We start from the raw sequence: 22,699 nt of genomic DNA on the forward strand, positions 1-22,699 counted from the left end.
CGCTGATAGGGGGTTAACGCCAGGCGATGAGAGCCAGCCCCAGTGTGGCGGCGACCAGTATCGGCCAGGGCTGGCTGTTCGCCCATTCCCAGAGGGGCTGCCAGGCCAACGCCACGGCGATCAGTAAGGCTCCGAAACGCAGTCGGCGCGCGCGCGTTCCAGCACCGCGCAAGCGCCGCCGCAAGGCATTGAGCGCTTCGGTTTGCTGGCGTTGCTGGCGGTGGCTGTCTTCACTGCGGGCGAGGGCCTGGTGAGCGAGCACGGGCAGCTCGGGCAACTGTCGCGAGAGTTCGGGGGCGTGCTTGGTCAAGGCGTCCCAGAAACCGCGTGGCCCAGCACGCTCCTTCATCCACTGCTCTAGGTAAGGCTTGGCGGTGCTCCACAAGTCCAGGTCCGGGTACAACTGACGACCGAGTCCCTCGATATTGAGTAGCGTTTTCTGCAAAAGCACCAACTGCGGTTGGACTTCCATGTTGAAGCGCCGCGCGGTCTGGAAAAGCCCTAGCAGCACCTGGCCGAAGGAAATGTCCTTGAGGGGCTTCTCGAGAATCGGCTCGCAGACCGCGCGAATGGCGGCAGCGAACTCATTGGCGCGCGTGTCCTCGCCGACCCAGCCCGACTCGATGTGCAACACGGCGACTTCGTAGTAGTCCTGGCGGAAGAAGGCGAGCAGGTTGCGGGCCAGGTAATCCTGGTCTTCGCGCGTCAGGCTACCGACGATCCCGCAGTCGATGGCGATGTACTGAGGGTCGCGCGGATTGTCGGCGGACACGAAGATATTGCCGGGGTGCATGTCGGCATGGAAGAAGTTATCGCGAAACACCTGGGTGAAGAAGATTTCCACACCGCGCTCGGCGAGTCGGCGCAAGTCGATGCCGGCCGCTTGCAGGGCGTCCATGTCGGCGACCGGAATACCGTGTATACGCTCCTGAACCATCACCTGCTTGCGTGTCAGTGACCAGTGAATCGCCGGCACGTAAAGGAGCGGCGAGTCGCGGAAGTTGCGCTTGAGCTGCGAGGTGTTGGCCGCTTCCTTGTGCAGATCCAGCTCATCGAACAGCGTCGCCTCGTAGTCGGCAACGACCTCGACGGGGCGTAGCCGCTTGGCTTCGGGAACGCGTTTGAGCAGGCGCGCGAAGGTATACAGCAGGCCAATGTCCTTGCGCATCACGCCATCGATGTTCGGGCGGATGATCTTGACCACTACGTCTTCGCCGGTGTGCAGGCGTGCGCCGTGCACTTGAGCGATGGAGGCCGAGGCGAGTGGCTCGCGGGTGAATTCGGCGAAGGCAGCATCGATGTCCATGCCGAGCTCTTCCTCGACCAGTGCGCGGGCCTGCTCGCCGGGAAACGGCGGTACCTGATCCTGTAGACGCTTTAGCTCGTCGGCGATATCCGGCGGTAGCAGGTCACGGCGGGTAGAGAGCATCTGGCCGAACTTGACGAAGATCGGGCCCAGAGCCTCAAGCGCCAGGCGTAAGCGCTTGCCTCGGGTGTGCGGACCGGTGGGTAGCAAGCGCAGTGGCGAAAGCTTCATCGCCACGCGGAGTATGCCGGGGAGGCGCTCTGAGGGGATCAGGGTGTCGAGGCGGAAGCGCGCGATCACCCAGCCGATACGAAACAGTCGCAAACTCACGACGCGTGTTCCTCCTGTCGGCGACGTTCGATCTCACGAACCAGCCGGTCCAGGCGTGCCTCGAGTCGGTCGGTGGCCAGGCCCAGTTGCGTCAAGTGTTCGCGAGCGATGTCCCATTGCGTGCGGCTGGGCAGTAGCCGTGCTTCCTCGGTCAGGTATTCATGCACGTCGCGTCGCAATTCGCCGCGCGTGCGTAGACCGAAGCGGTTCAGGCGCCGCAAGCCTTGCGAGAGGCTATGCGCGGGCATGTCGCCTAGCCAGTGTGCGAGTTCGGCTTCCCAGTCGACCTCCAGGTCACTGAGTAACTGACTGGCGCGTTCGAGCACGTGTGTGCGTCCGCGCACCGACAGCCTCCCGGCGAACATCAGTGCCTCGACACGTTCGCCACCCAGCAGCGCGCCCAGGGTCTCGACATCCAGTTCAACGACCACGTCGCTATCGGCCTCGTCGGGGTCGTGCTGGGCGAGCAGGGTGATGCCGTGGATGTCGAAATGCACCAACACCGCCAGTGCCGGGCGTTCAAGACGCAGCGATATGCGTTGTCCGGCAAGCTGTGACAATCGCGAGGGCGAAGCAGGATCGTGTGCAAGCAGCCCATTGATCAGCGTTTCCGCGCTGGCCAGCAGGGTGGTGAACATCACCGGCATGACGGCCTCATAGTTTGATGCCACGGTGCAGGGCGACGACGCCCCCGGTCATGTTGGTGTACTCGACCCGTTCGAGCCCGGCGTTTTCCATCATCGCCTTGAGGGTTTCCTGGTCAGGATGCATGCGAATCGATTCGGCCAGGTAGCGATAGCTCTCGCCGTCCTGGGCGACCCATTCGCCCATGCGTGGCAAGACGCGGAAGGAATACTCGTCGTAAAGGCGCGACAGCGCGGCACTCGCCGGCTTGGAAAATTCCAGTACCAGCAGGCGGCCGCCAGGCTTGAGCACGCGCGCCATGGAGCGCAGTGCGGCATCTTTATCGGTGACGTTGCGCAGACCGAAGGCAATCGTGATGCAGTCGAAGCTGTTATCGGCGAAGGGTAGCGCTTCGGCATTGGCCTGCACGTATTCGACATTGTCGCCGACACCGTTGTCGAGCAGCTTGTCGCGGCCCACACGCAGCATCGAGGCGTTGATGTCGGCGAGAACCACGCGGCCGCGAGGACCGACCAGGCGCGAGAACTTCAGCGCCAGGTCGCCGGTGCCGCCCGCGATGTCGAGCACGTGGTGGCCGGGGCGTACGCCGGCGCGCTCGAGGGTCAGACGTTTCCAGAGGCGATGCACGCCGAACGACATGAGATCGTTCATGACGTCATAGCGGGCGGCAACCGAATGGAAGACTTGCGCCACTCGATCGGCTTTCTCCTCGACCGGAACTTCCTGATAACCGAAGTGGGTCGTGCGCTTGTCCATGACCTTTCCTTGGGCAGGCGTGGAGTGCCCGCGCGGTGCGTGGAAGTGGGGCTGCATTGTAACGTCGCCCCCGGCATTTGTCGCCACGCCGGGGTGTCTTATAACTCCTTGATGGTGATGGTGGACGGCTCTCGCGAGGCACCGGCCTCCTCGAGACGGCGTAGGTAATCGGCCCACCATTGCGCTTGATGGCAGGCCATTTCATAAAGGTAGTCCCAGCTATACAAGCCGCTGTCGTGGCCGTCATCGAAGTGCAGCTTGAGGGCATAACGCCCGGCCTGAGTGATGTTCTTGAGGCCGACATCCTTCTTGCCAACCTGCAGGACGGCCGTGTCCGGGCCGTGGCCGCGAACCTCGGCGGAGGGCGAGAACACGCGCAACAGCTCCGCCGGCAAGCGGTAGGACGTGCCATCGGCATAGCCGAGCTCGAGCTCACGGGCCTTCTGATGATAATGGATGCGCGTGGGAACGGGAGCGGTCATGAACACCTCCGGTGAGCTTCGAGCTTCGAGCGGTTCGTTGCCCGAAGCTCGTAGCGCGTGGCTTAGAGAATGTACCGCGACAGATCTTCGTCGGTGGCCAGTTCGCCGAGTTGCTCGTCGACATAGGCGGCGTCGATGGTCAGCGGGCTGGCCATGTCGCCTCCCTGGAAGGAAGGTTCTTCGAGTAGACGCTCCATCACCGTGTGCAGGCGCCGGGCGCCGATATTCTCGGTGCCTTCGTTGACCTGCCAGGCAATCTCGGCGATGCGCGTGATGCCCTCATCGGTGAAGTTCACGTCCAGGCCATCGGTCGCCAGCAGCGCTTGGTACTGTTTGGTCAGCGCGGCAGAGGGTTCGGTGAGGATGCGCTTGAAGTCAGCCGGCGTCAGCGCTTGCAGCTCGACGCGGATCGGCAGGCGCCCCTGCAACTCGGGGATCAGGTCCGATGGCTTGGAGAGGTGGAATGCCCCCGAGGCGATGAACAGGATGTGGTCGGTGTTGACCATGCCGTGCTTGGTGGACACCGTCGATCCTTCGATCAGCGGCAGCAGGTCGCGCTGCACGCCTTCGCGGGAGACATCGCCGCCGCTGCCCGAGTCACCGCGCTTGGCGACCTTGTCGATCTCGTCGAGGAAGACGATGCCGTTCTGCTCCACCGCTTCGATGGCGCGGTTCTTGATCTGCTCTTCGTTGACCAGCTTCGCGGCTTCTTCATCGTGCAGCAGGCGCCGGGCTTCCTCGACGGTCACGCGGCGCGACTCAGACTTCTGCTTGCCCATGTTGGAGAACATGCTTTGCAGCTGGCTGGTCATCTCTTCCATGCCCGGTGGCGCGGAGATATCGAAGTTGCCACCCTGAGGCGTGACCTCGATGTCGATCTCCTTGTCGTCGAGCTGGCCTTCACGCAGTTTCTTGCGGAAGGTCTGGCGCGTCGAGGAGTCGTCGCGGGCATGGTCGTACTCGCTGCCGCGTGGCCGGGGCAGAAGCGCGTCGAGAATACGCTCCTCGGTGGCGTCCTCGGCCTTGTGAGCGACTTCTTCCTTGGCCTGCTCACGAACCATTTTCATGGCCATTTCGACCAGGTCGCGGACGATCGACTCGACGTCGCGGCCGACATAGCCCACTTCGGTGAACTTGGTCGCCTCGATCTTGATGAACGGCGCCCCGGCCAGCTTGGCCAAGCGACGGGCGATCTCAGTCTTACCGACCCCCGTGGGGCCAATCATCAGGATGTTCTTGGGCACCACCTCGCCGCGCAGGCTGTCGTCGAGCTGCATGCGGCGCCAGCGGTTGCGCAGGGCGATGGCGACGGAGCGCTTGGCTTCCTGCTGGCCGATGATGTACTGATCCAGTGCGTGGACGATCTCGCGGGGAGTCATCTGTGTCATGACGGAGCCCTATGCTGTCCGGGAGCGGTGAGCGTGGCTCACAGCTCCTCGAGGGTAATGTTTTGATTGGTGAAGACGCAGATATCGCCAGCGATTTCGAGCGACTTCTCGGTGATGGCGCGCGCGTCGAGCTCGGTATTCTCGAGCAGGGCGCGTGCGGAGGCTTGGGCGTAGTGACCCCCGGAGCCGATGGCGATGATCCCGCGTTCGGGTTCGACGACATCGCCGTTACCGGTGAGGATCAGCGAGGCGTTCTTGTCAGCCACGGCGAGCATCGCTTCCAAGCGCCGCAGGGCGCGGTCGGTGCGCCATTCCTTGGAAAGCTCGACGGCGGCCTTGACCAGATGCCCCTGGTACTTGTCCAACTGGGCCTCGAAGCGCTCGAACAGGGTAAAGGCGTCGGCCGTACCGCCGGCGAAACCGGCCAGCACCTTGCCATGGTGAATGCGGCGTACCTTGCTGGCGTTGCCCTTCATCACCGTGTTGCCGAGCGAAACCTGACCATCGCCGGCGAGGGCGACATGTTCGCCGCGACGTACGGATACGATCGTGGTCATGGATGGGAACTCCTTGTGGGGTGTCGGGCACCCGATGACTTGATTGCCGAGGCGCCCGCGGCCCCCAGGCGATAAAACGGTGGCAACGAATGCCATGATGCTCACGGTAATGCGGGCGGCAGACGGGGAAATCAAGCCGCCCGGGCGCCCCTTCAGTTCTGTAGCTTGATCAGCAGTGGCTCGATGCCTTGTGTCACCATCAGGTCCTGGGCGCGCGTCAGCTCATTCGTGTCTTGGTAGGGGCCGACCTGCACTCGGTGCCAGGTTTCGTCGTTGGAGGTTTGCACTTCGGTGATCTTGGCGATCAGCCCGAGGTCCTGAAGCCGACTTGCGAGGCGCTTAGCATCAGCGACCTTGCGAAACGAGGCCGCCTGCAGCATGTACTTGAGCCCATCGGCGGAGGGATCGGCCACCACCTCGTCAGCACGGTCGTCGCTCGTATCCGGCGAACGCTCACCGCCGCTACTGGGCGCCGAGGGGGTGTTATTCACCTTGGGTGCGATGACCTCCGATTCCGGCAATAAGGTGTAGAACTCGAAGGTCGGCATGCGCGACGCGGAGGCGTCCTCATTGGCGGCACCGCTTGAGGAGGCGCCATCGCCCGTATTCCCCGTCGAATCGCTGCTGGACGAGGTGCTGTTGGAGGGTTTGGGCATTACCGTGGCGACCGGCGCCGGGGCCGATTGATGGAGGTATTGGGCGAGCGCGAAGCCGGCGATCAAGCCGGCCACGCCCCATAGCCATCCCGGAAGGCCCGCGCGCGCTGCCTTGGTCTGGCGCTTGCGGCTGGTGGCGCCGCGTGACGCAGCGCGTGAGTTGCTCTTTCCTTGCTGGGCGGGGCGACGAGCCATGCTTACATCTCCTCGGGTGCGCTGACGCCCATCAGGTCGAGACCGTTGCGCAGCACCTGGCGCGTGGCCAAGCCGAGTGCCAGCCGGGCATTGCGCAGCTCATCGTCGTCGACCATGACTTTGACCGCGTTGTAGCAGGTGTGGAAATCGGAGGCCAGGTCCATCAAGTACTGGGCGACCTGCTGTGGCTCGCGGGTCTGGGCAGCCCGTTCGACGACCTCCGGGTAGCGTGCCAGACGATTCATCAGATCCTTTTCCTGCTCGGTGTCGAGCCGGTTCAGGTGCTGCATGCCCAGCGCGTGATCGAATGCCTTGGCGTCGGATTCGGCGCGGCGCATCATGCTGCACACGCGCGCATGGGCGTACTGAATGTAGTAGACCGGATTGTCGTTGGACTGCGAGCGTGCGAGGTCGATATCGAAGGTCAACTGCGAATCGGCACGCCGTGCGGCGAGGAAGAAGCGGGTGGCATCGCGGCCCACTTCATCGATGAGATCGCGCAGCGTCACGTAGCTGCCGGCACGCTTGGAGAGCTTGACCTCGACCCCGGAGCGCGTGACCAACACCATCTGATGCAGCACGTAGTCCGGCCAGCCTTGCGGGATGCCGGCTTCCAGCGCCTGAAGGCCAGCCCGCACCCGGGTGACCGTGGAGTGGTGATCGGCGCCCTGCTCGTTGATCACGGTGGTAAAGCCGCGCTGCCACTTGTCGAGGTGGTAGGCGACGTCCGGAAGGAAATAGGTATAGTCGCCATCTTTCTTACGCATCACCCGGTCCTTGTCGTCACCGAAATCGGTGGTGCGCAGCCAGATGGCGCCATCCTCTTCATAGGTATGGCCACCGTCGACGAGTGCTTTCACCGTGGCGTCGACCTTGCTGTCGTTGTACAGCGAAGACTCCAGGAAGTAGACATCGAAGGCGACACCGAACGCCTTGAGATCAAGATCCTGCTCGCGGCGCAGGTAGGCGACGGCGAAATCCTGGATGGCGTTGAGGTCCTCGGCATCTCCTTTGCCGGTGACTTCTCGATCATCGGCGGTAATCGTCTCGCCGGCCAGGTACGCCTTGGCGACATCAGCGATGTAGGCGCCGCGATAGCCGTTCTCGGGCCACTCGGCAGCTTCTGGTGTGAGGCCTTTTACGCGAGCCTGTACGGAGTGAGCGAGATTGTGGATCTGGACGCCAGCATCGTTGTAGTAGAACTCGCGGGTGACATCGAAGCCGGTGGCTTCCAGCAGCCGGCATAGGCAGTCGCCGATGGCGGCGCCACGCCCATGGCCGACGTGTAGCGGGCCGGTGGGGTTGGCGGAGACGAATTCCACCTGCACCTGCTGGCCTTGGCCGCTCAGGCTGCGCCCGTAGGTATCGCCGGCATCCAAAATGTCAGGAATGACCTGGGCGACGGCGTCGGTGGCGGCGAAGAAGTTGATGAACCCGGGACCGGCGATGTCGACCTGGCGTATGGCGGCGCTTTCCGGCAGCGCCGCGACCAGTGCCTCGGCCAGTTCGCGTGGCTTGCGTCCGGCCGGCTTGGCCAGGGTCAGCGCGAGGTTGCTCGCGTAGTCGCCGTGGGCCTTGTCCTTGGTGGGCTCGACCTTGATGGCAAGCGGAGTGTCTTGAGGAAGAATGCCTTGCTGCTTGAGCTGCGTACCGGCCGCGTCGAGCAGTTCGATGATGGTGTCTTTCATGAAATTCCGATGTCCTGTGTCTGGCGCGCGACAGGCCGGCGAGCGCCAGGCTGCGCTAAGAGCGTTAGATCGCCTATTATCGGCGATTGGCCGACGCCTTTAAACCCAGCGATGCCATGTGTCTTTCGTCGCCACTCGTGGCGACGGATGCGGGCGGTGGAAACCCGTCAACTCAGCGTTTGTGGGTCGACATCCAACGCGGCGCGTACGCGCCGACTATCAGGATGATTGTCCAGCCACTGCACGAGCCAGGCACACGCACGGTGCAGGGCGCTGCGGCGCGTGTCGGAGAGCATTAGCTGCATGTGATAGCGATTCTGGCGCCGCTCCATGGGGGCCGGTACCGGTCCCAGGCAGGTGACCGAGGCGTCCTGGGTGACGAGCCATTCGCGCAATGCTTCGGCGGCTGCGGTGGCGAATTCGGTGACGTGTTGCTCGCGCGCCGCTTCAAAGCGGACCAGGGCCAAGTGACGATAGGGCGGCAGGCCGGCCAGACGCCGTTCTTCCAGCAGTTGACCGGCGAGCGCTTCATAGCCGCTGTCGGCGAGCAGGCGCAGGTTGGGGTCGTCAGGGTGCAGGGTCTGGACCAGCACACGACCGGGATGCTCGGCGCGGCCAGCGCGGCCGGCGACCTGTACCAGCAGTTGGGCGCTGTGCTCGAGGGCGCGGAAGTCGCTGGCGTAGAGCCCGGCGTCGGCGTTGACGACGACCACCAGCGTGACATGTGGCAAGTGATGGCCCTTGGCGAGCATCTGGGTGCCGACCAGCAGGCTGGGGTCGCCGCGCCGAATCTCGCGCAGGATATCCTCGAAGGCTTGCTTGCGTCGGGTGCTGTCGCGGTCGATGCGATGCACGGGGGTCTCGGGGAAGAGGGCGGCGAGCGTTTCCTCGGTGCGTTCGGTGCCGCTGCCCAGGGGGCGCAGGTCGCCACTGTCGCATTCCGGGCAGGCATCGGGCAGCGGGCGGTGAAAATCGCAATGATGGCAGACCAGTTCCTGGGGCTGGCGATGCAGCGTCATGCGGGCATCGCAATGCGGACACTCGGCTAACCAGCCGCACGCGTGGCATGCCAGAGTGGGAGCGAAACCACGCCGGTTGATGAAGACCAACACCTGGTTGCCTGCGTTCAGGGTCTGCCGAATTGCCTCGATGGCGGGGGCGATCAGGCCGCCCTGGCGGTGGCGTCCGCGCAGGTCGGTCAGTTCCAGGCGTGCCGGGGCGTGCCGGTTGGCGCGTTGGGTCAGACGCAGATGGCGGTAGCGGCCGCTACGTGCTTGGGCGAGGGTCTCCAGCGCCGGTGTGGCGCTGCCCAGCACGATGGGAATGTCCTCACGGTGGGCGCGGGCGATGGCCAGATCGCGGGCGTGGTAGCGCAGGCCTTCCTGTTGTTTGAAGGAGCCGTCGTGTTCCTCGTCGATGACGATCACCCCGGCGGCGGCCAGGGGGGTGAAAACTGCCGAACGCGTACCGATGACGATCGGGGCTCGGCCGGTACGCGCGGCATCCCAGGCATCCAGGCGTTCGAGGTCGGTGAGCCCCGAGTGTAGGGCGACCACCGGGACCCGAAAGCGTTGCCGGAAACGGGTCAGCGTTTGCGGTGTCAGGCCGATTTCCGGTACTAGCACCAGCGCCTGGCGGCCTCGCGCGAGCACCGCCTCGATGAGTTGCAGGTAGACTTCGGTCTTGCCGCTGCCGGTGACACCGTGCAGCAAGCACGGATGATAGCGCTCGAGACCTTCGTGAATCTCGGCAAGGACGCCCGCCTGTTCGCGGGTCAGTGGCAACGAGGGCTCGGCGAGCCGCGAGCCGGCTTCTTCCTCGGTGGCCGTCAGGCGTTCTTCGTGGCACTCGACGAGATGCTTGGCTTGCAGGCCTTCGAGCTGCGCGCGGGTGAAGCCTTGCGCGGTGATCGCGCGTGTCATCAAACCACGTGGGTGCTGGCGCAGCATGGCCAGCAATTCGGCTTGGCGAGGCGCGCGTTCGAGCGGGCCGGTATCGCCGTCGCGCGCTATCCAGCGCTCCTGGTGGCGTGCTTGCAAGGGCCGTCCCTGGCGCAAGGCGACGGGCAGCGCCTGGGCGATGGTGTCGCCCAGCGGATGTTGGTAGTAGCGCGCGGTAAAGCGACACAACCACCACCAGTCATCGGGCAAGGGGGCATCGTCGAGACACGCCAACACGGCCTTGAGCTGCGCGTCCGGCACATCGCTGCGTTCGGGACACTCGACCACCACGCCGATGAGCTGGCGACGTCCGAACGGCACCTTGACGCGAAGCCCTGGGCGCCAGCCACAGGCGGGAGCCTCGCGACAGGGGCGATAGTCGAAGAGGCGTCGCAAGGGTGTGGGCAGGGCGACCCTGATGAGTAGGCGCGGTGTATGGTCGGTGCTCGACAAGAGTCCTCCGAAAGGGTGGCGGCACATGGCGTTCGCGCCACGCGTCTTTTCAGCGATATCACGGCACTGCTATAATGTTCGGCTCTTTGGCTGTGGCCAAGGCGAGTATCGTCGGGGTCGCATGCCGAATCAATCGGTTGCATCTTTATCAACCCGTGTGCGGTGCCTGGCATCGACCAGGTGGCGGCGCACCATAGCGTGAGGCAGCAAAATGAAACAAGCGATCCATCCCGAATACAAGAAGGTCTCCGCCACCTGTTCCTGCGGCGCGACCTTCGAGCTGGGCTCCACGTCCAAAGACGACTTCTACCTGGATGTCTGCTCGCAGTGCCACCCGTTCTATACCGGCAAGCAGAAGCAGGCGACCACCGGTGGTCGAGTCGAGCGCTTCAACAAGCGTTTCGGTGCAGCGCTCAAGCGCGACTGAGCCAAGCAAGAACTGCTACGCCGACGACGCGTCGGCGTTCGAGCAAACCCGCCACGAAAATGGCGGGTTTTTTTATTTTTGAAAAGTCGAAGACGACGCTCCGATAAGGTTTGTTTTATGCCTGGTTAGTCAGGCATAAGTTTCAACAAATGGCTGGTAATTGCTTCAAACGGTCGCTTAAAAGTCTTTAATGTCGCGAACTTGGCGTAAGTTGTTTGGCGGAATCTTTTTCTATATTCTGGCGATTATGCCTCCATGCAGACGATTGGAAAAAGCTCATGAGTGACGAAAAAAGACAGGCAGCGCTGGATTATCACGCCAAGCCAATTCCCGGCAAGTTATCCGTCGAACTGACCAAGCCCACCGAAACAGCGAAACATCTGGCCCTGGCGTATAGTCCCGGGGTGGCCGAACCGTGTCGCGAGATCGCCAAGGACGTGGAAAACGCCTATCTGTATACCGGCAAGGGTAATCTGGTGGCCGTGGTCTCCGACGGCAGCGCTATCCTTGGCTTGGGTAATCTGGGCCCTCAGGCCAGCAAGCCAGTCATGGAGGGCAAGGGCGTGCTGTTCAAGCGCTTCGCGGGCATCAACTCCGTAGACATCGAGGTCGATGCCGAGAGTCCGCAGGCCTTCATCGATACCGTGGCACGCATCGCTGACACCTGGGGCGGCATCAATCTCGAGGATATCAAGGCGCCGGAGTGCTTCGAGATCGAACAGTCGTTGATCGAGCAGTGCAATATTCCGGTCTTCCACGATGACCAACATGGCACGGCCATCGTCACGGCCGCGGGGCTGCTCAATGCTCTGGATATCGCTGGCAAGCGCCTCGAAGACGCCAAGATCGTCTGCCTGGGCGCGGGCGCGGCGGCCATCGCCTGCATGAAACTGCTGGTCTCGTGTGGCGCACGCGCCGAGCATATTTACATGCTCGATCGCAAAGGCGTGGTGCACAGCGAGCGTGACGATCTCAACCAATACAAAGCGATGTTCGCCACCGAGACGTCGCGGCGTACGCTGGATGATGCCATCGAGGGTGCGGATGTCTTCGTGGGGCTGTCCGGCCCTAACCTGCTCAAGCCCGAGCAGCTCGAGCGCATGGCGGCGAGTCCGGTGGTCTTCGCCTGCTCCAATCCAGACCCGGAAATCCACCCGGACGTCGCCAACGAAACCCGCGATGACGTGATCATGGCCACCGGGCGTTCCGATTATCCCAACCAGGTCAACAACGTGCTGGGCTTTCCGTTCATCTTCCGTGGGGCGCTGGATGTACGCGCCACGCGTATCAACGAGGAGATGAAAGTGGCGGCCGTACATGCCTTGAAGGACCTGGCGCGCGAGCCAGTGACCCGCGAGGTGCTGGATGGCTACGGCATTGAGTCACTGGAGTTCGGGCGCGGTTACATCATTCCCACGCCACTGGATTCGCGGCTGCTCGACCGCGTCGCTTCGGCGGTGGCGCAAGCTGCGGTAGATAGCGGCGTGGCGCGCAAGCCTTATCCGGCGCATTATCCGTTGACCAGCATCAAGGACGTTTACGGGCCGCAATAGTCGTGCGCCGAGCAGGCATGATGTCGAAGGGCCGCTCCGGGAGCGGCCCTTTTCGTTGTAGGTCGGGGCGTGTCGCCATTACCAGCTGTAGAGCAGTGACATCGAGGTCGTGCGGTCGGTGTTGGCTTCGGCGCCGTCGGGCGGACTCGTGTTGTTCTTGACCTCAAAGGACATCTTGAGCGCCAGGTGCGAATTGAGCTGGGAGGTCAACGACGAAATCGAGCGCGTCGTGGTGTTGGGTGCGGCCGCTTCGACAGAAACTGCCTGCTCGAAGTAGGCGCCTTCCGAGATGTTCCAGCGATAGTCGAGTGCAGCATAGGCCAAGCCGAGGTCGTCTTCCTTGCCGTCCTGGTAGGCATCGTGACGATAGCCCGGGCCGAATTCCGTGGACAGTGTATGCGTCGGCCCGTCGAGCCACTGGCGGCCATAGCCGCCGATGGTGGTGAACTGGTAGTCGTAACCGCTGAAACGGTCCTTTTCCCAGCGTCCGAAACCGAACAGATAGTGAGGCCCTTCCAGCTCATAACGCTCGCGGCCGCCCAGCAGATACTGCTCGGTACTGGTTTCATCGTTTTCCTGAACGCTGCGTGTCTCGCCGCGCAGCGTGTGTGTATGGCGTCCCGTCAGCCAGGTGAGGCGCCCCTTGGCGAGCAGCGTCCGACTGTTGCTGTTCCCGGAGAGGTGCGTATAGCCGAGTTCGGCTTCGCCGCTCATCTTGGGAGCATCGTCCTGCGGGGCAGGCGGTGCGTAGAACAAGTCGGCGTGCACTGGGAGTGTGGCGCCGAGCAGTATGACGAGCAATAACCATCGCGAGTCTCGCGACACGAGCATGGTGGACTCCCTTTCAAAAACGGTTCTCGGTCAGTGGTGTGGGAGCTGGCGCGCTCATGGGGTGGCCGTCGGGGCCACCCATGGGGAGTTGACTAGAAAATGGCATCGTAAGTGCCGGTCCCTTGGGAGCCACTTCTATCTTCGAGTTCGGGCTGGATGGAACGCGGTTTGTAGTCGGGCAGATTGTCCTTGCGAAAGATTTCCTGCATGCCGCCCGATTGGTCGTTATGCAGGCGCAGCCCGGTCTCGGGATCGATGCGGACTTTGACGATATCGTCGGGACGCGAGGGCATGCTTTCTGGCTGGCCTTGAAGCGCCTGCCCCATGAACGACTTCCAGATTGGCAAGGCGGCTTGAGAGCCGTATTCACCGGTCGTGGAATTGTCGTCCTTGCCGACCCATACGGTGGCCACCAAGTCGTCGTTGAAGCCCGAGAACCAGGCATCGCGTTGATCGTTGGTGGTGCCGGTCTTGCCGACGATATCGGGACGGTTGAGATCCAGTGCGCCGCGCCCCGTGCCCTTCTCGATGACGTCACGCATCATGTCGCGGATGATGTACATCTCTTCAGGCGTGGCCACGCGCTTGGCGATACGTCGGGTTTCCCCGTTGAGTGCGACGGTCTTCTGGTCGGGATCGCACTCCCGGCATGCCACCACGGGGTTGGCCTCCTCGACCAGTTCGTTCTGGCTGCCATGGGTAACCGACTGGATATACCACGGCGCGACCTTGAAGCCGCCATTGGCCAAGACGGCGTAGGCATTGGCCATTTCCAGTGGGGTCAGCGACGCGCTGCCCAAGGCGAGCGATAGACCATGCGGCAGCCGGCCCTTGGCGAAGCCGAAGTTCGTCAGGAATTCCAGCGTGTTATCCAAGCCTAGCGACTGCAGCACACGGATTGTGACGAGATTGCGCGACTGGTAGAGGCCGACGCGCAACCGCGTGGGGCCGCGGAATTCGCCCTCCGCGTTTTCGGGGCGCCAGTCGCCGCCGACATCGGACATGACCACAGGGGCATCGTTGATGACCGTGGCGGCGCTCATCCCGTTGTGCAGTGCGGCGAGATAGATGAAGGGCTTGAAGATCGACCCCGCCTGGCGTTGCGCCTGGATGGCGCGATTGAACTTGCTCGACGAGAAGCTGAAGCCACCCTGAAGGCCACGAATAGCGCCGGTTTTGGGGTCCATGATGACGATCGCGGCCTGGGCGCCCGGTACCTGGGAGAGACGCCAGTCACCATCCTCGGTGCGCATGACGCGAATCAGGTCGCCACGTTGGGCAATGGCTGCGGCGTTGGCCGGGGTCTCGCCGCGCCATTCGGCGCTGTGGTACGTACGCGCCCAGTCAAGCCCATCCCAGCCGAGTGTCACGACGCCATCGTCACGCGTCAGGACGCGCATCTGGCGGCCATCGGTGTCCACGACGATGCCCGGCTCGAGGGGGCCGTGCCGTGGGGTTCGGTCGAGCACCTTGACCCAGTTGCTGACATCCCCGTCGACCCCTTCGACCGACTCCTCGCTGCTCTTGGCGGCTTGGCGTGCGGTTTCCATGACCTCGGGCGATTCGGATAGCTCTTCCTCGAGCCCTTGGGAGTCCGTGCGCTCCTGGGCCTCTACCAGGCTGGGGGGAATCTCGGTTTCTTCGGCTCCGCGCCAGCCATGGCGAGTGTCGTAATCGATGAGCCCATTGACCAACGCGTTGCGCGCGGAGCCCTGAAGGCGGCTGTCGATGGTCGTCTGGATCTGGTAATTGTCGGTATAGGCGTTGTCGCCGAAGCGTTCCACAGCATATTGGCGTGCCATTTCAGCGACATAGGATGCGTTGACCTCGTATTGCGAACGCGGTCGATGTGCGGTGATCGGCGCCTTGACGGCGGCCTGGTACTGAATCGGGTCGATGGAGCCGAGTTCGCGCATGCGCAGCAATACCCAGTTACGGCGAATCAACGAGCGCTCGGGGTTGTTCAGGGGGTTTAGCGCCGAAGGAGCCTTCGGCAGACCGGCGAGCATGGCCAGTTGCGGTAAGTCGAGTTCCGCAAGCGGTTTATCGTAGTAGCCTTCAGCGGCCGCGCCGATCCCATAGGCGGCATTCCCGAGATAGATCTTGTTGACGTAGAGCTCGAGAATTTCCTGCTTATCGAGTACCTGCTCCATTTGCAGCGACAGCAGGATCTCGCGAATCTTGCGAGTGAACGTGCGGTCCAGCGTCAACAGATAGTTGCGCGCTACCTGCATGGTGATGGTACTGCCTCCTGACTGGATGTTGCCGCTGGTGGCAAGCTCCATCGCTGCGCGTGCTAGCCCCTTGGGGTCGATGCCCGGATGCTCGAAGAAGCTGGCATCCTCGGCGGCCAGCAGGGCGTCGATGTAGGATTGGGGGATGTCGTCATAGCTCACCGGCATGCGGCGTTGCTCACCGAACTCGCCGATTAGCTTGTCGTCACGCGTGTACACGCGTAGCGGTGTCTGCAGTTCGAAGTCCTGCAGTTGACGAACGTCGGGCAGGCCCGGCGCGAAATAGATACCGGCGCCGATGATGGCCAGTACGCAGCCCAGCCCCAAAGACACAATTAGCCATAGGATGGACGTTAGCAAGCGTTTGAAAAGCTTCATGAAAAGGCGTTTTCCGTCGTCTCGGGTGGCGGTCTGGCCGCAATGAATGGTGCAATCCGTTGCCATTGGCATTATAAGAACGCAGCCGCACAGGGGCTAGCGTTGATGCAAATCGACTGTCACGGCAGTATGCATAATGTAACCTTACGCAATGTGGCGTGCCTCATACGATAGTGTGGCACGCTGATAATAAAGCGGCTTGCCTCGACACAGGGGCAGCGGGTTGGCTCGACGAACGATAATACCGAGCTCCACGCCACGCCGAAGAATATCGCAGGGGTATGACAGTGTGGCGGTTTAAAAAGTCCCAACAAGGCCTGGTAGGGGTGGATATTACCTCGGCCACCGTCAAATTGATCGAGCTCGATCGTGCGGGGGCGGGTCAGCGTATCGCCAGTTACGCCGTGCGGCCATTGCGTGAAGGCGCGGTAGTGGAGCGGCGCATCCGCGATCTCGACGAGGTGGCCGCGACGTTGACGCGCGCAGTCGAGCATGCGCGTCCGCATTCACGGCACGCGGTCGCGGCGGTCCCTGCCAGCGCGACGATCACTAAGACGCTGACCTATCCGGTCTCCCTCAGCGATGATGAGATCGAGGCCCGCATTCAGCTCGAGTCCGAGCGCCATATCCCGTTTCCGCTCAATGAGGTGGCCTTCGATTTCCAGCGCCTGGGGCTCAACGCCCGCTACCCCGATCAGCAAGATGTCTTGCTGGTAGCGTGCCGTTTGCAGGACGTCGACCATCTCGCCGACGTTCTTCGCCGTGCCGGACTCGAGCCTGCCGCGGTCGACGTGGAATCGTTCGCCATGGAGCGTGCGGCCAGCGAGCTGTTGCGCGACGAGACGCCGTCCGGCCAGACGGGAGAGTGCGCCGCGCTGGTCGATATCGGCGCCAATATGAATGCCTTCCATGTGCTCATCGATGGGCGTATCGCCTATACCCGCGACAACGTACTGGGCGGTCGCCACTTGACCGAGGAAATCCGCAAGCGCTATGGCCTGAGTCTCGAAGAAGCGGGGTTGGCCAAGAAGCGTGGCGGTTTGCCCGAGGATTACGAGCATGAGGTGGTGACGCCGTTCATCGACATGTTGATTCAGCAAATCGGCCGCTCGTTGCAGCTTTATCACACCTCGGGCAAGCCTCGAGATATCCAGCGCCTGATTCTGGCGGGTGGCTCGAGTGTCATTCCCGGGCTGCGTGAACGGCTCGCCGCGCAAAGCGGGTTGGAGGTGGTGATGGCCAATCCGTTCGAACGCATGCGGGTGGCGTCGCGCGTCGACGTGCAGGCGCTTGCCAGCGATGCACCGGCGATGCTCACTGCGTGCGGTCTAGCGATGCGGGGGCGGCGATGAGTATTGAAATCAATCTGTTGCCGTGGCGTGAAGCGCATCGGCAGCGGCGCACGCGGCGCTTTTACATGGCGCTGGTGGGCGTGGCGGTGCTGGCACTGCTGTGCGCCTTGGGGGTGTCGCGTTGGTATCAAGCGGGGATCGACGCCGAGCGCGGTCGCTTGGCCTTGATCGAGCGCCGGATGGAGGCGCTCGAAAAGGATATCGACACGGTCAAGGATTATCGCGAATTGCGGGGGCGAATGCTCGAGCAGATCGGCCTGATCCGTGAGCTGCAATTCAGCCGTCCGCAGACGGTTCGTATCTTCGATCAGTTGGCGGCAACGTTGGTCGACGGCGTGCATTACGACCGTTTGGTACGCGAGGGCGACCGCCTCGAGCTCAGTGGCCTGGCACGCTCCAATCGGCGCGTGTCCGAGCAGTTGCGGCAGCTCGATGCGTCGCCTGTATTCGGTACGCCGGCGCTTTCCGACGTGCAGTCGGACGGCGACGATACGACGCTGAAGCGTTTCAACCTCAGTGTCGAGGCGCGTACGCCTCGCCGTGATACCGAGGAGGCGCCATGAGTCTGCGCTCACAGTGGCGGCAGTTGCGTGAGGTCGAGTGGCGCGACCTGGATCTCAAGGAAGCCGGTACCTGGCCGGCATTGCTGCAGGCGGTGTGTCTGGTGGCGCTTTTTCTAGCCGTCTTCTGGGTGGCTCAGTGGTACGTTGCCGCGCCGCGCCAGGACACTCTGGAGAGTTTGCAAGGGCGCGAGGACGAGCTGCTCCAGGAATACGAAACCCGTGCCTATCAGGCGGCTAATCTCGAGCAAATGCGCACGCAGATGGCGGAGCTCGACACGCGCATGCAGGCATTGCTGAAAATGCTGCCCACCGACACAGAGATTCCAGCGTTGCTGGATGACATCAGCGATGCGGCCCAGGATCATCGACTCGCCATCGAGTCGATTCGGTTGCGCTCGCCGGTGCCGCAAGACTTCTACATCGAGCAGCCCTTCGATATCCGGGTACGCGGTGGCTATCACGACATTGCCGCCTTCCTGTCCAGCGTGGCGGCGCTGCCGCGTATCGTGACGCTGCATGACTTCTCGCTGTCGCCGGTGGGCGATGGCGATACGCTGCGTCTGTCGCTGCTGGCCCGTACCTACAGCTATCGCGAAGAGGCTGATCCCAAGGCCGAGGAGCGTGGCGATGATTGAGCGGCTGACGATCTCCTGGCGTTGGTGCGTCCTGCTTACGGGGTTGCTGGGGATGGTGTCGTTGGGCGGTTGTCGCGATGCCGAGATGACCGCCCTGGATGCGCACCTGAATGCCCTGCGCCAGCGGCCGGAGGGTAGCATCGAAGCGCTTCCTCCCGCGCCGGTTTATCGTACGGCGCATTATTCGCAGGGCCAGCAGCGTAGCCCGTTCAGTGGCGAGCGCCGCACGCAGGAAGGTGCCATGACAGCAGCGCAGGGCAATGGCCCAGATCGTCAACGCCCGCGTGAGCCCCTGGAGCGCTTTCCGTTGGCGCAACTCGAACTGGTGGGAACCTTGACGGTAGGCGGGCAGCCATCGGCCCTGATCCGCGCGCCCGACGGTAACGTCTACCGTCTTTTCGAAGGTCACTATCTGGGGACCGATTTCGGACGTGTCACGGCGATTCAGGACACGGGCGTCGAGCTGGTTGAACGGGTGCGCGAGGGCGGCGCCTGGCGTCAGCGGCAGCGTACCTTGGACTTCAACGATTCATCGCAAGCCGCCGAGTGATGGCGGTACGTACAGGCAGGAGAACTACATGATGCGAACGCTGCGCGACTGGCTGGTGGGCGGGCTCTGCCTCGTAGGGCTGGCCGTCTGTGCCCAAGGACAGGCGGCGACGTTGACATCGCTCGAGTTTGCCCAGCGCGGGGATGGCGGAATCGATGCGCTGCTGGCATTCGATGGTCCGGCCCCCGAGCCGCATAGCTATCGAAGCGGTTCACCGGCGCAGATCGTCGTCGACCTGCCGGCAACGAAAAACCAGCTCGAGCAGCGCCGCTTCGGTATCGATCGGGACGGACTGCGCGAGGTCAGCGTGGCCGAGACGGGGGAGCGCACGCGTTTGGTATTCGGTCTCGATGAGCCCTTGTCTTATTCGACCCAGCGTCAAGGGGAGCGGCTTCGCGTGCGCCTAGGAGGAGATGCCGCTGAGCGCTCCACTGCGTTGACGCGCATCCGCGATCTCGACTTTCGGCGTGGCGATAACGGTGGTGGTCGTTTGGTCGTCACGCTCGACCATGGTGGCGTGACGCCTGAAACGGATACTGAGGGCGACACCTTGACGGTAACGCTACCTGGTGTCCGGCTTCCCGGAGATATGAACCGGATTCTCGACGTCAGCGATTTCGATACGCCAGTGTCGCGCATCGTGCCACAGGAGAGCGATGAGGGGGTGACGCTGACGCTCGACAATCGCGAGGCTTTTCAGCACCTGGTCACGCAGCGCGGCGATCAACTGATCGTGGAGGTGCAGCCGCGGGCTGATGATGCGCGCGCGTTGGAGGACGACACACAGGAATACGATGGCGAGCCGGTGAGTCTCAATTTTCAGAACATCCAAGTGCGCGAAGTACTGTCGGTGCTCTCTGACTTCAGTGGGGTCAATATCGTCGCCAGCGATAGCGTCCAGGGCAGTGTGACGCTCAACCTCACGCAGGTGCCGTGGGACCAAGCGCTCGACCTGATCCTCAAGAGCCATGGTCTTGCGAGTCGTCGCGAGGGAGATGTGATCGTGGTCGCGCCCGCCGATGAGCTAGCGCAGATGGAGCGCCAGACGCTGGAGAATCGCGTCCAATCCCAACAGTTGGCTCCGCTGAAGACGGAATACGTGCAGGTGCGTTACGCCAAGGCCACTGACCTCGCCACGATGCTGCGTGGCAGCGAGGGGTTCGGCCTGCTCTCCGAGCGTGGCCGCGTGACGGTCGATGAGCGAACCAATACCTTGCTGGTACGTGACACGCCCGAGCAGTTGGCCGGTATCCGTGACATGCTCGACAAGCTTGATGTGCCGGTGCGTCAGGTGCAGATCGAGGCGCGTATCGTCATCGCCCGTGATACCGCCTCTCAAGAGTTGGGCGTCAACTGGGGCGTTTCGCAACGCCAGGGTGTTACCTTCGACGAAGATGGCGTGGGGAGCGTGGTCGACCGCAACCCTAGCGGTGCCAATCGTGGCTCCGCCGGCCTATCCGTCGACCTGGGCGATAGCGATGGCAGCGGCTCGGCATTCAGCTTCGGCTATCTTTCCGGTGATGTACTGCTCGATCTGGAGCTGCGCGCTCTGGAAAGCGAAGGCAAGAGTCAGACCATTTCTCAGCCCAAGATCATCACCGCCAACCAGAAGAAGGCGGTGATCAAGCAAGGGCAGGAAATTCCCTACCAAGAGTCGACCTCGTCCGGGGCGACCAATGTGGAATTCAAGGAAGCCGTGCTGTCGCTAGCAGTGACGCCGCAGATCACTCCCGATGACAGCATCGTCATGGACTTGCTGATCAACAACGATACCGTCTCCGACATGAGCTTCGGTAACGGCGCACCGGCGATCGATACCAATTCCATCGAGACCCAGGTGCTGGTGGACGATGGCGAAACGGTGGTGTTGGGCGGCATACTGACCTCCGAGCAATTGCGCAATCTCTACAAGACACCGCTGCTCGGTGATATACCGTTCATCGGTTCGTTGTTCCGCTATACCCAGGAATCCAACGAAAAGGTAGAATTGCTGATCTTCATTACCCCCAAGATCATCGGAGACGAACAGGCGAATCGCTGATGCAGGGTCTGCCCACGATCATTCTCGTCGGCCCTATGGGCGCGGGGAAAAGTACCATCGGACGCCTGCTGGCAGCCGAGTTGAAGCGCGAGTTTTTCGATAGCGATCATGAAATCGAGGCGCGCTGCGGTGCCAATATTGCCTGGATTTTCGATGTCGAGGGCGAGCGTGGCTTTCGTGATCGTGAAACTCTCATGCTGCGGGAGCTGGCTGGCCGCGAGGCCATCGTCCTCGCCACCGGCGGCGGCGCGGTGATGCGCGAGGATAACCGCCAAGCGCTGCGTGAGCGTGGCACGGTGGTGTATTTGGCGACCTCGGTCGAACAGCAGATTCGACGCACGGCCCGCGACCGTAACCGCCCCTTGTTGCGCCAAGGCAATCCTGAGCAGGTGCTGCGCGATCTATTCGCCAAGCGTGACCCGCTTTATCGCGCCACCGCTGACTTGACGGTACGCACCGACCGACGCGGCCCCAAGGCGGTGGTCAACGAGATCATTCGCCGCACCAAGCGTTTGTCCGATCCACTCGATCTAAAGGCTTGACCATGACCGCTTCGCAGTATCAACGTCTGCACGTCGAACTCGATGCCCGACGCTATCCCATCCATGTCGGGCCGGGGTTGCTCGATACACCGGACATTTTGGTGCCGTACCTGGCCGGGCGTCAGGTGATGATCGTCACCAACGAGACGGTGGCGCCGCTGTATCTCGAGCGCCTCAAGCGCACGCTGAGCGGTGACGATCGTGACGTGCGCGAGGTGATCCTGCCCGACGGCGAACACACCAAGACGTTGGCCAGTGTCGAGCGCATCTGGGATGCACTGCTGGCGGCGGGCTTCAACCGTCGCTGCACCCTAGTGGCGCTTGGCGGGGGCGTGATCGGCGACATGGCAGGTTACGCAGCGGCGTGCTATCAGCGCGGCGTGGCTTTCGTGCAAGTGCCCACCACCTTGTTGTCGCAGGTGGATTCCTCGGTGGGGGGCAAGACCGGCGTCAATCATCCGCGCGGCAAGAATATGATAGGCGCTTTCTGGCAGCCGCGCGCGGTATTGATCGACACCGATACATTGGCCACGCTGCCAGGCCGAGAGCTAGCCGCGGGGCTCGCCGAGGTCATCAAGTACGGCCTGATACAGGATGCCGGCTTCCTCGCCTGGTTGGAGGCGCGCATGTCGTCGCTGCGTGGGCTCGATGTCGAGGCGCTCACCGACGCCATTCTGAGAAGCTGTGCGATCAAGGCTGAGATCGTCGCCCGCGACGAGACCGAGCAAGGGCAGCGAGCGCTGCTCAATCTGGGGCATACCTTCGGGCACGCCATCGAAGCGCATCAGGGCTATGGCAACTGGCTTCATGGTGAGGCCGTGGGCGCAGGAATGCTGATGGCCGCCACGCTGTCGCAGCGTCTGGGCTGGCTTTCCAGCGAGGATATGGCGCGTGTCGAGACGCTGGTGGCCAGTGCCGGCCTGCCGGTGACGGTACCTGCTGCGATGAGCGCGGATGATTTTCTCGCGGCCATGCGTTTGGACAAGAAAAACATCGACGGCCGCTTACGTCTGGTGCTGTTGTCCGGTCTAGGTGAGGCGTGCGTCTACGACGATACTCCCCCGGATATGCTCAAGGCGCTGCTCGACGAGTTCCCCCGCGCCTGACGTTCTCTTTCCCCGCCGATCGACTCGCGACGCCTGCCTCCTCGGCAGGCGTTTTGCGTAGGGCTTCGCTGCGTTTGTGCAGCGGCGTTTT

General features: G+C 62.8%; 20 protein-coding genes. 9 read left to right on the forward strand and 11 right to left on the reverse strand.

Features of this window, described 5'->3' with window-relative positions:
- Positions 1-13: 13 nt before the first annotated feature.
- From ubiB to KZO83_RS00505, 9 genes are all read right to left on the reverse strand, one after another.
- Positions 14-1,636, reverse strand: coding sequence for a ubiquinone biosynthesis regulatory protein kinase UbiB (ubiB, locus tag KZO83_RS00465; protein WP_247619362.1), 1,623 nt, complete (start codon positions 1,634-1,636; stop codon positions 14-16).
- Entirely contained in the window at positions 1,633-2,283 is a 651-nt protein-coding gene (locus tag KZO83_RS00470) for a ubiquinone biosynthesis accessory factor UbiJ (protein ID WP_178998512.1), read from the reverse strand. Before KZO83_RS00470 ends, ubiB begins: the two co-directional genes overlap by 4 nt.
- Positions 2,284-2,290: 7 nt before the next feature.
- Positions 2,291-3,037, reverse strand: a complete 747-nt coding sequence (ubiE, locus tag KZO83_RS00475; RefSeq protein ID WP_178998513.1) for a bifunctional demethylmenaquinone methyltransferase/2-methoxy-6-polyprenyl-1,4-benzoquinol methylase UbiE — start codon at positions 3,035-3,037, stop codon at positions 2,291-2,293.
- Between the two features lie 98 nt (positions 3,038-3,135).
- On the reverse strand, positions 3,136-3,519 hold the full coding sequence (locus tag KZO83_RS00480) for a gamma-butyrobetaine hydroxylase family protein (RefSeq protein WP_178998514.1): 384 nt from the start codon (positions 3,517-3,519) through the stop codon (positions 3,136-3,138).
- Positions 3,520-3,581: 62 nt separating this feature from the next.
- Positions 3,582-4,907, reverse strand: coding sequence for an ATP-dependent protease ATPase subunit HslU (gene hslU / locus KZO83_RS00485; RefSeq protein WP_040239595.1), 1,326 nt, complete (start codon positions 4,905-4,907; stop codon positions 3,582-3,584).
- 38 nt (positions 4,908-4,945) lie between these two features.
- On the reverse strand, positions 4,946-5,464 hold the full coding sequence (gene hslV / locus KZO83_RS00490; RefSeq protein ID WP_040239597.1) for an ATP-dependent protease subunit HslV: 519 nt from the start codon (positions 5,462-5,464) through the stop codon (positions 4,946-4,948).
- Positions 5,465-5,616: 152 nt separating this feature from the next.
- On the reverse strand, positions 5,617-6,315 hold the full coding sequence (locus KZO83_RS00495) for an SPOR domain-containing protein (RefSeq protein WP_247619363.1): 699 nt from the start codon (positions 6,313-6,315) through the stop codon (positions 5,617-5,619).
- A 2-nt stretch (positions 6,316-6,317) separates the two neighbouring features.
- On the reverse strand, positions 6,318-8,003 hold the full coding sequence (gene argS, locus KZO83_RS00500) for an arginine--tRNA ligase (RefSeq protein WP_247619364.1): 1,686 nt from the start codon (positions 8,001-8,003) through the stop codon (positions 6,318-6,320).
- 167 nt (positions 8,004-8,170) lie between these two features.
- The gene (locus KZO83_RS00505; RefSeq protein WP_247640722.1) at positions 8,171-10,423 is read right to left on the reverse strand and encodes a primosomal protein N'; all 2,253 of its coding nucleotides are present in this window, start codon (positions 10,421-10,423) and stop codon (positions 8,171-8,173) included.
- Positions 10,424-10,607: 184 nt separating this feature from the next.
- Here KZO83_RS00505 and rpmE point away from each other — a divergent pair, with 184 nt between their 5' ends.
- Positions 10,608-10,823: a 50S ribosomal protein L31 gene (gene rpmE, locus KZO83_RS00510; protein WP_040239602.1), complete on the forward strand. Its 216-nt coding sequence runs from the start codon at positions 10,608-10,610 to the stop codon at positions 10,821-10,823.
- 278 nt (positions 10,824-11,101) lie between these two features.
- Positions 11,102-12,376, forward strand: coding sequence for a malic enzyme-like NAD(P)-binding protein (locus KZO83_RS00515; protein ID WP_247619366.1), 1,275 nt, complete (start codon positions 11,102-11,104; stop codon positions 12,374-12,376).
- Between the two features lie 78 nt (positions 12,377-12,454).
- On the opposite strand, the gene KZO83_RS00520 is transcribed toward KZO83_RS00515, so the two are convergent.
- A complete protein-coding gene (locus tag KZO83_RS00520) occupies positions 12,455-13,207 on the reverse strand; it encodes a DUF481 domain-containing protein (protein ID WP_247619367.1) in 753 nt (250 codons plus the stop codon).
- A 92-nt stretch (positions 13,208-13,299) separates the two neighbouring features.
- Complete coding sequence (locus KZO83_RS00525; RefSeq protein ID WP_247619368.1) at positions 13,300-15,819, reverse strand: penicillin-binding protein 1A; 2,520 nt, start codon at positions 15,817-15,819, stop codon at positions 13,300-13,302.
- 281 nt (positions 15,820-16,100) lie between these two features.
- On the opposite strand from KZO83_RS00525, the gene pilM reads away from it, so the two are divergent.
- Genes pilM through aroB form a run of 7 tightly spaced genes read left to right on the forward strand, consistent with a single transcriptional unit; the run spans position 16,101 to position 22,608 of the window.
- On the forward strand, positions 16,101-17,171 hold the full coding sequence (gene pilM, locus KZO83_RS00530) for a type IV pilus assembly protein PilM (RefSeq protein ID WP_247619369.1): 1,071 nt from the start codon (positions 16,101-16,103) through the stop codon (positions 17,169-17,171).
- On the forward strand, positions 17,168-17,734 hold the full coding sequence (locus KZO83_RS00535) for a PilN domain-containing protein (RefSeq protein ID WP_247619370.1): 567 nt from the start codon (positions 17,168-17,170) through the stop codon (positions 17,732-17,734). Before pilM ends, KZO83_RS00535 begins: the two co-directional genes overlap by 4 nt.
- Complete coding sequence (locus KZO83_RS00540; protein ID WP_247619371.1) at positions 17,731-18,369, forward strand: type IV pilus inner membrane component PilO; 639 nt, start codon at positions 17,731-17,733, stop codon at positions 18,367-18,369. The genes KZO83_RS00535 and KZO83_RS00540 overlap by 4 nt, the downstream gene beginning before the upstream one ends.
- Positions 18,362-18,919: a pilus assembly protein PilP gene (locus KZO83_RS00545; RefSeq protein ID WP_247619372.1), complete on the forward strand. Its 558-nt coding sequence runs from the start codon at positions 18,362-18,364 to the stop codon at positions 18,917-18,919. The genes KZO83_RS00540 and KZO83_RS00545 overlap by 8 nt, the downstream gene beginning before the upstream one ends.
- Before the next feature lie 28 nt (positions 18,920-18,947).
- Complete coding sequence (gene pilQ, locus KZO83_RS00550; RefSeq protein WP_247619373.1) at positions 18,948-20,960, forward strand: type IV pilus secretin PilQ; 2,013 nt, start codon at positions 18,948-18,950, stop codon at positions 20,958-20,960.
- Positions 20,960-21,502 carry a shikimate kinase AroK gene (gene aroK / locus KZO83_RS00555; protein WP_040239614.1) on the forward strand — a complete coding sequence of 181 codons (543 nt, stop codon included), beginning with the start codon at positions 20,960-20,962 and terminating at the stop codon, positions 21,500-21,502. The genes pilQ and aroK overlap by 1 nt, the downstream gene beginning before the upstream one ends.
- Positions 21,499-22,608, forward strand: coding sequence for a 3-dehydroquinate synthase (aroB, locus tag KZO83_RS00560; protein ID WP_418904275.1), 1,110 nt, complete (start codon positions 21,499-21,501; stop codon positions 22,606-22,608). The genes aroK and aroB overlap by 4 nt, the downstream gene beginning before the upstream one ends.
- Positions 22,609-22,699: the final 91 nt, after the last annotated feature.

The organism is Chromohalobacter moromii (genome assembly GCF_023091865.1).
GTDB classification, from domain to species: domain Bacteria; phylum Pseudomonadota; class Gammaproteobacteria; order Pseudomonadales; family Halomonadaceae; genus Chromohalobacter; species Chromohalobacter moromii.

Coding starts and splice junctions, on each gene's coding strand:
- KZO83_RS00525 (WP_247619368.1), bottom strand. CDS start 15,819: ATGAAGCTTTTCAAACGCTTGCTAACGTCCATCCTATGGCTAATTGTG.
- KZO83_RS00545 (WP_247619372.1), top strand. CDS start 18,362: ATGATTGAGCGGCTGACGATCTCCTGGCGTTGGTGCGTCCTGCTTACG.
- KZO83_RS00480 (WP_178998514.1), bottom strand. CDS start 3,519: ATGACCGCTCCCGTTCCCACGCGCATCCATTATCATCAGAAGGCCCGT.
- ubiE (WP_178998513.1), bottom strand. CDS start 3,037: ATGGACAAGCGCACGACCCACTTCGGTTATCAGGAAGTTCCGGTCGAG.
- KZO83_RS00495 (WP_247619363.1), bottom strand. CDS start 6,315: ATGGCTCGTCGCCCCGCCCAGCAAGGAAAGAGCAACTCACGCGCTGCG.
- pilM (WP_247619369.1), top strand. CDS start 16,101: ATGACAGTGTGGCGGTTTAAAAAGTCCCAACAAGGCCTGGTAGGGGTG.
- KZO83_RS00520 (WP_247619367.1), bottom strand. CDS start 13,207: ATGCTCGTGTCGCGAGACTCGCGATGGTTATTGCTCGTCATACTGCTC.
- aroK (WP_040239614.1), top strand. CDS start 20,960: ATGCAGGGTCTGCCCACGATCATTCTCGTCGGCCCTATGGGCGCGGGG.
- KZO83_RS00470 (WP_178998512.1), bottom strand. CDS start 2,283: ATGCCGGTGATGTTCACCACCCTGCTGGCCAGCGCGGAAACGCTGATC.
- argS (WP_247619364.1), bottom strand. CDS start 8,003: ATGAAAGACACCATCATCGAACTGCTCGACGCGGCCGGTACGCAGCTC.
- KZO83_RS00540 (WP_247619371.1), top strand. CDS start 17,731: ATGAGTCTGCGCTCACAGTGGCGGCAGTTGCGTGAGGTCGAGTGGCGC.
- rpmE (WP_040239602.1), top strand. CDS start 10,608: ATGAAACAAGCGATCCATCCCGAATACAAGAAGGTCTCCGCCACCTGT.
- KZO83_RS00535 (WP_247619370.1), top strand. CDS start 17,168: ATGAGTATTGAAATCAATCTGTTGCCGTGGCGTGAAGCGCATCGGCAG.
- KZO83_RS00505 (WP_247640722.1), bottom strand. CDS start 10,423: ATGTGCCGCCACCCTTTCGGAGGACTCTTGTCGAGCACCGACCATACA.
- KZO83_RS00515 (WP_247619366.1), top strand. CDS start 11,102: ATGAGTGACGAAAAAAGACAGGCAGCGCTGGATTATCACGCCAAGCCA.
- pilQ (WP_247619373.1), top strand. CDS start 18,948: ATGATGCGAACGCTGCGCGACTGGCTGGTGGGCGGGCTCTGCCTCGTA.
- hslU (WP_040239595.1), bottom strand. CDS start 4,907: ATGACACAGATGACTCCCCGCGAGATCGTCCACGCACTGGATCAGTAC.
- hslV (WP_040239597.1), bottom strand. CDS start 5,464: ATGACCACGATCGTATCCGTACGTCGCGGCGAACATGTCGCCCTCGCC.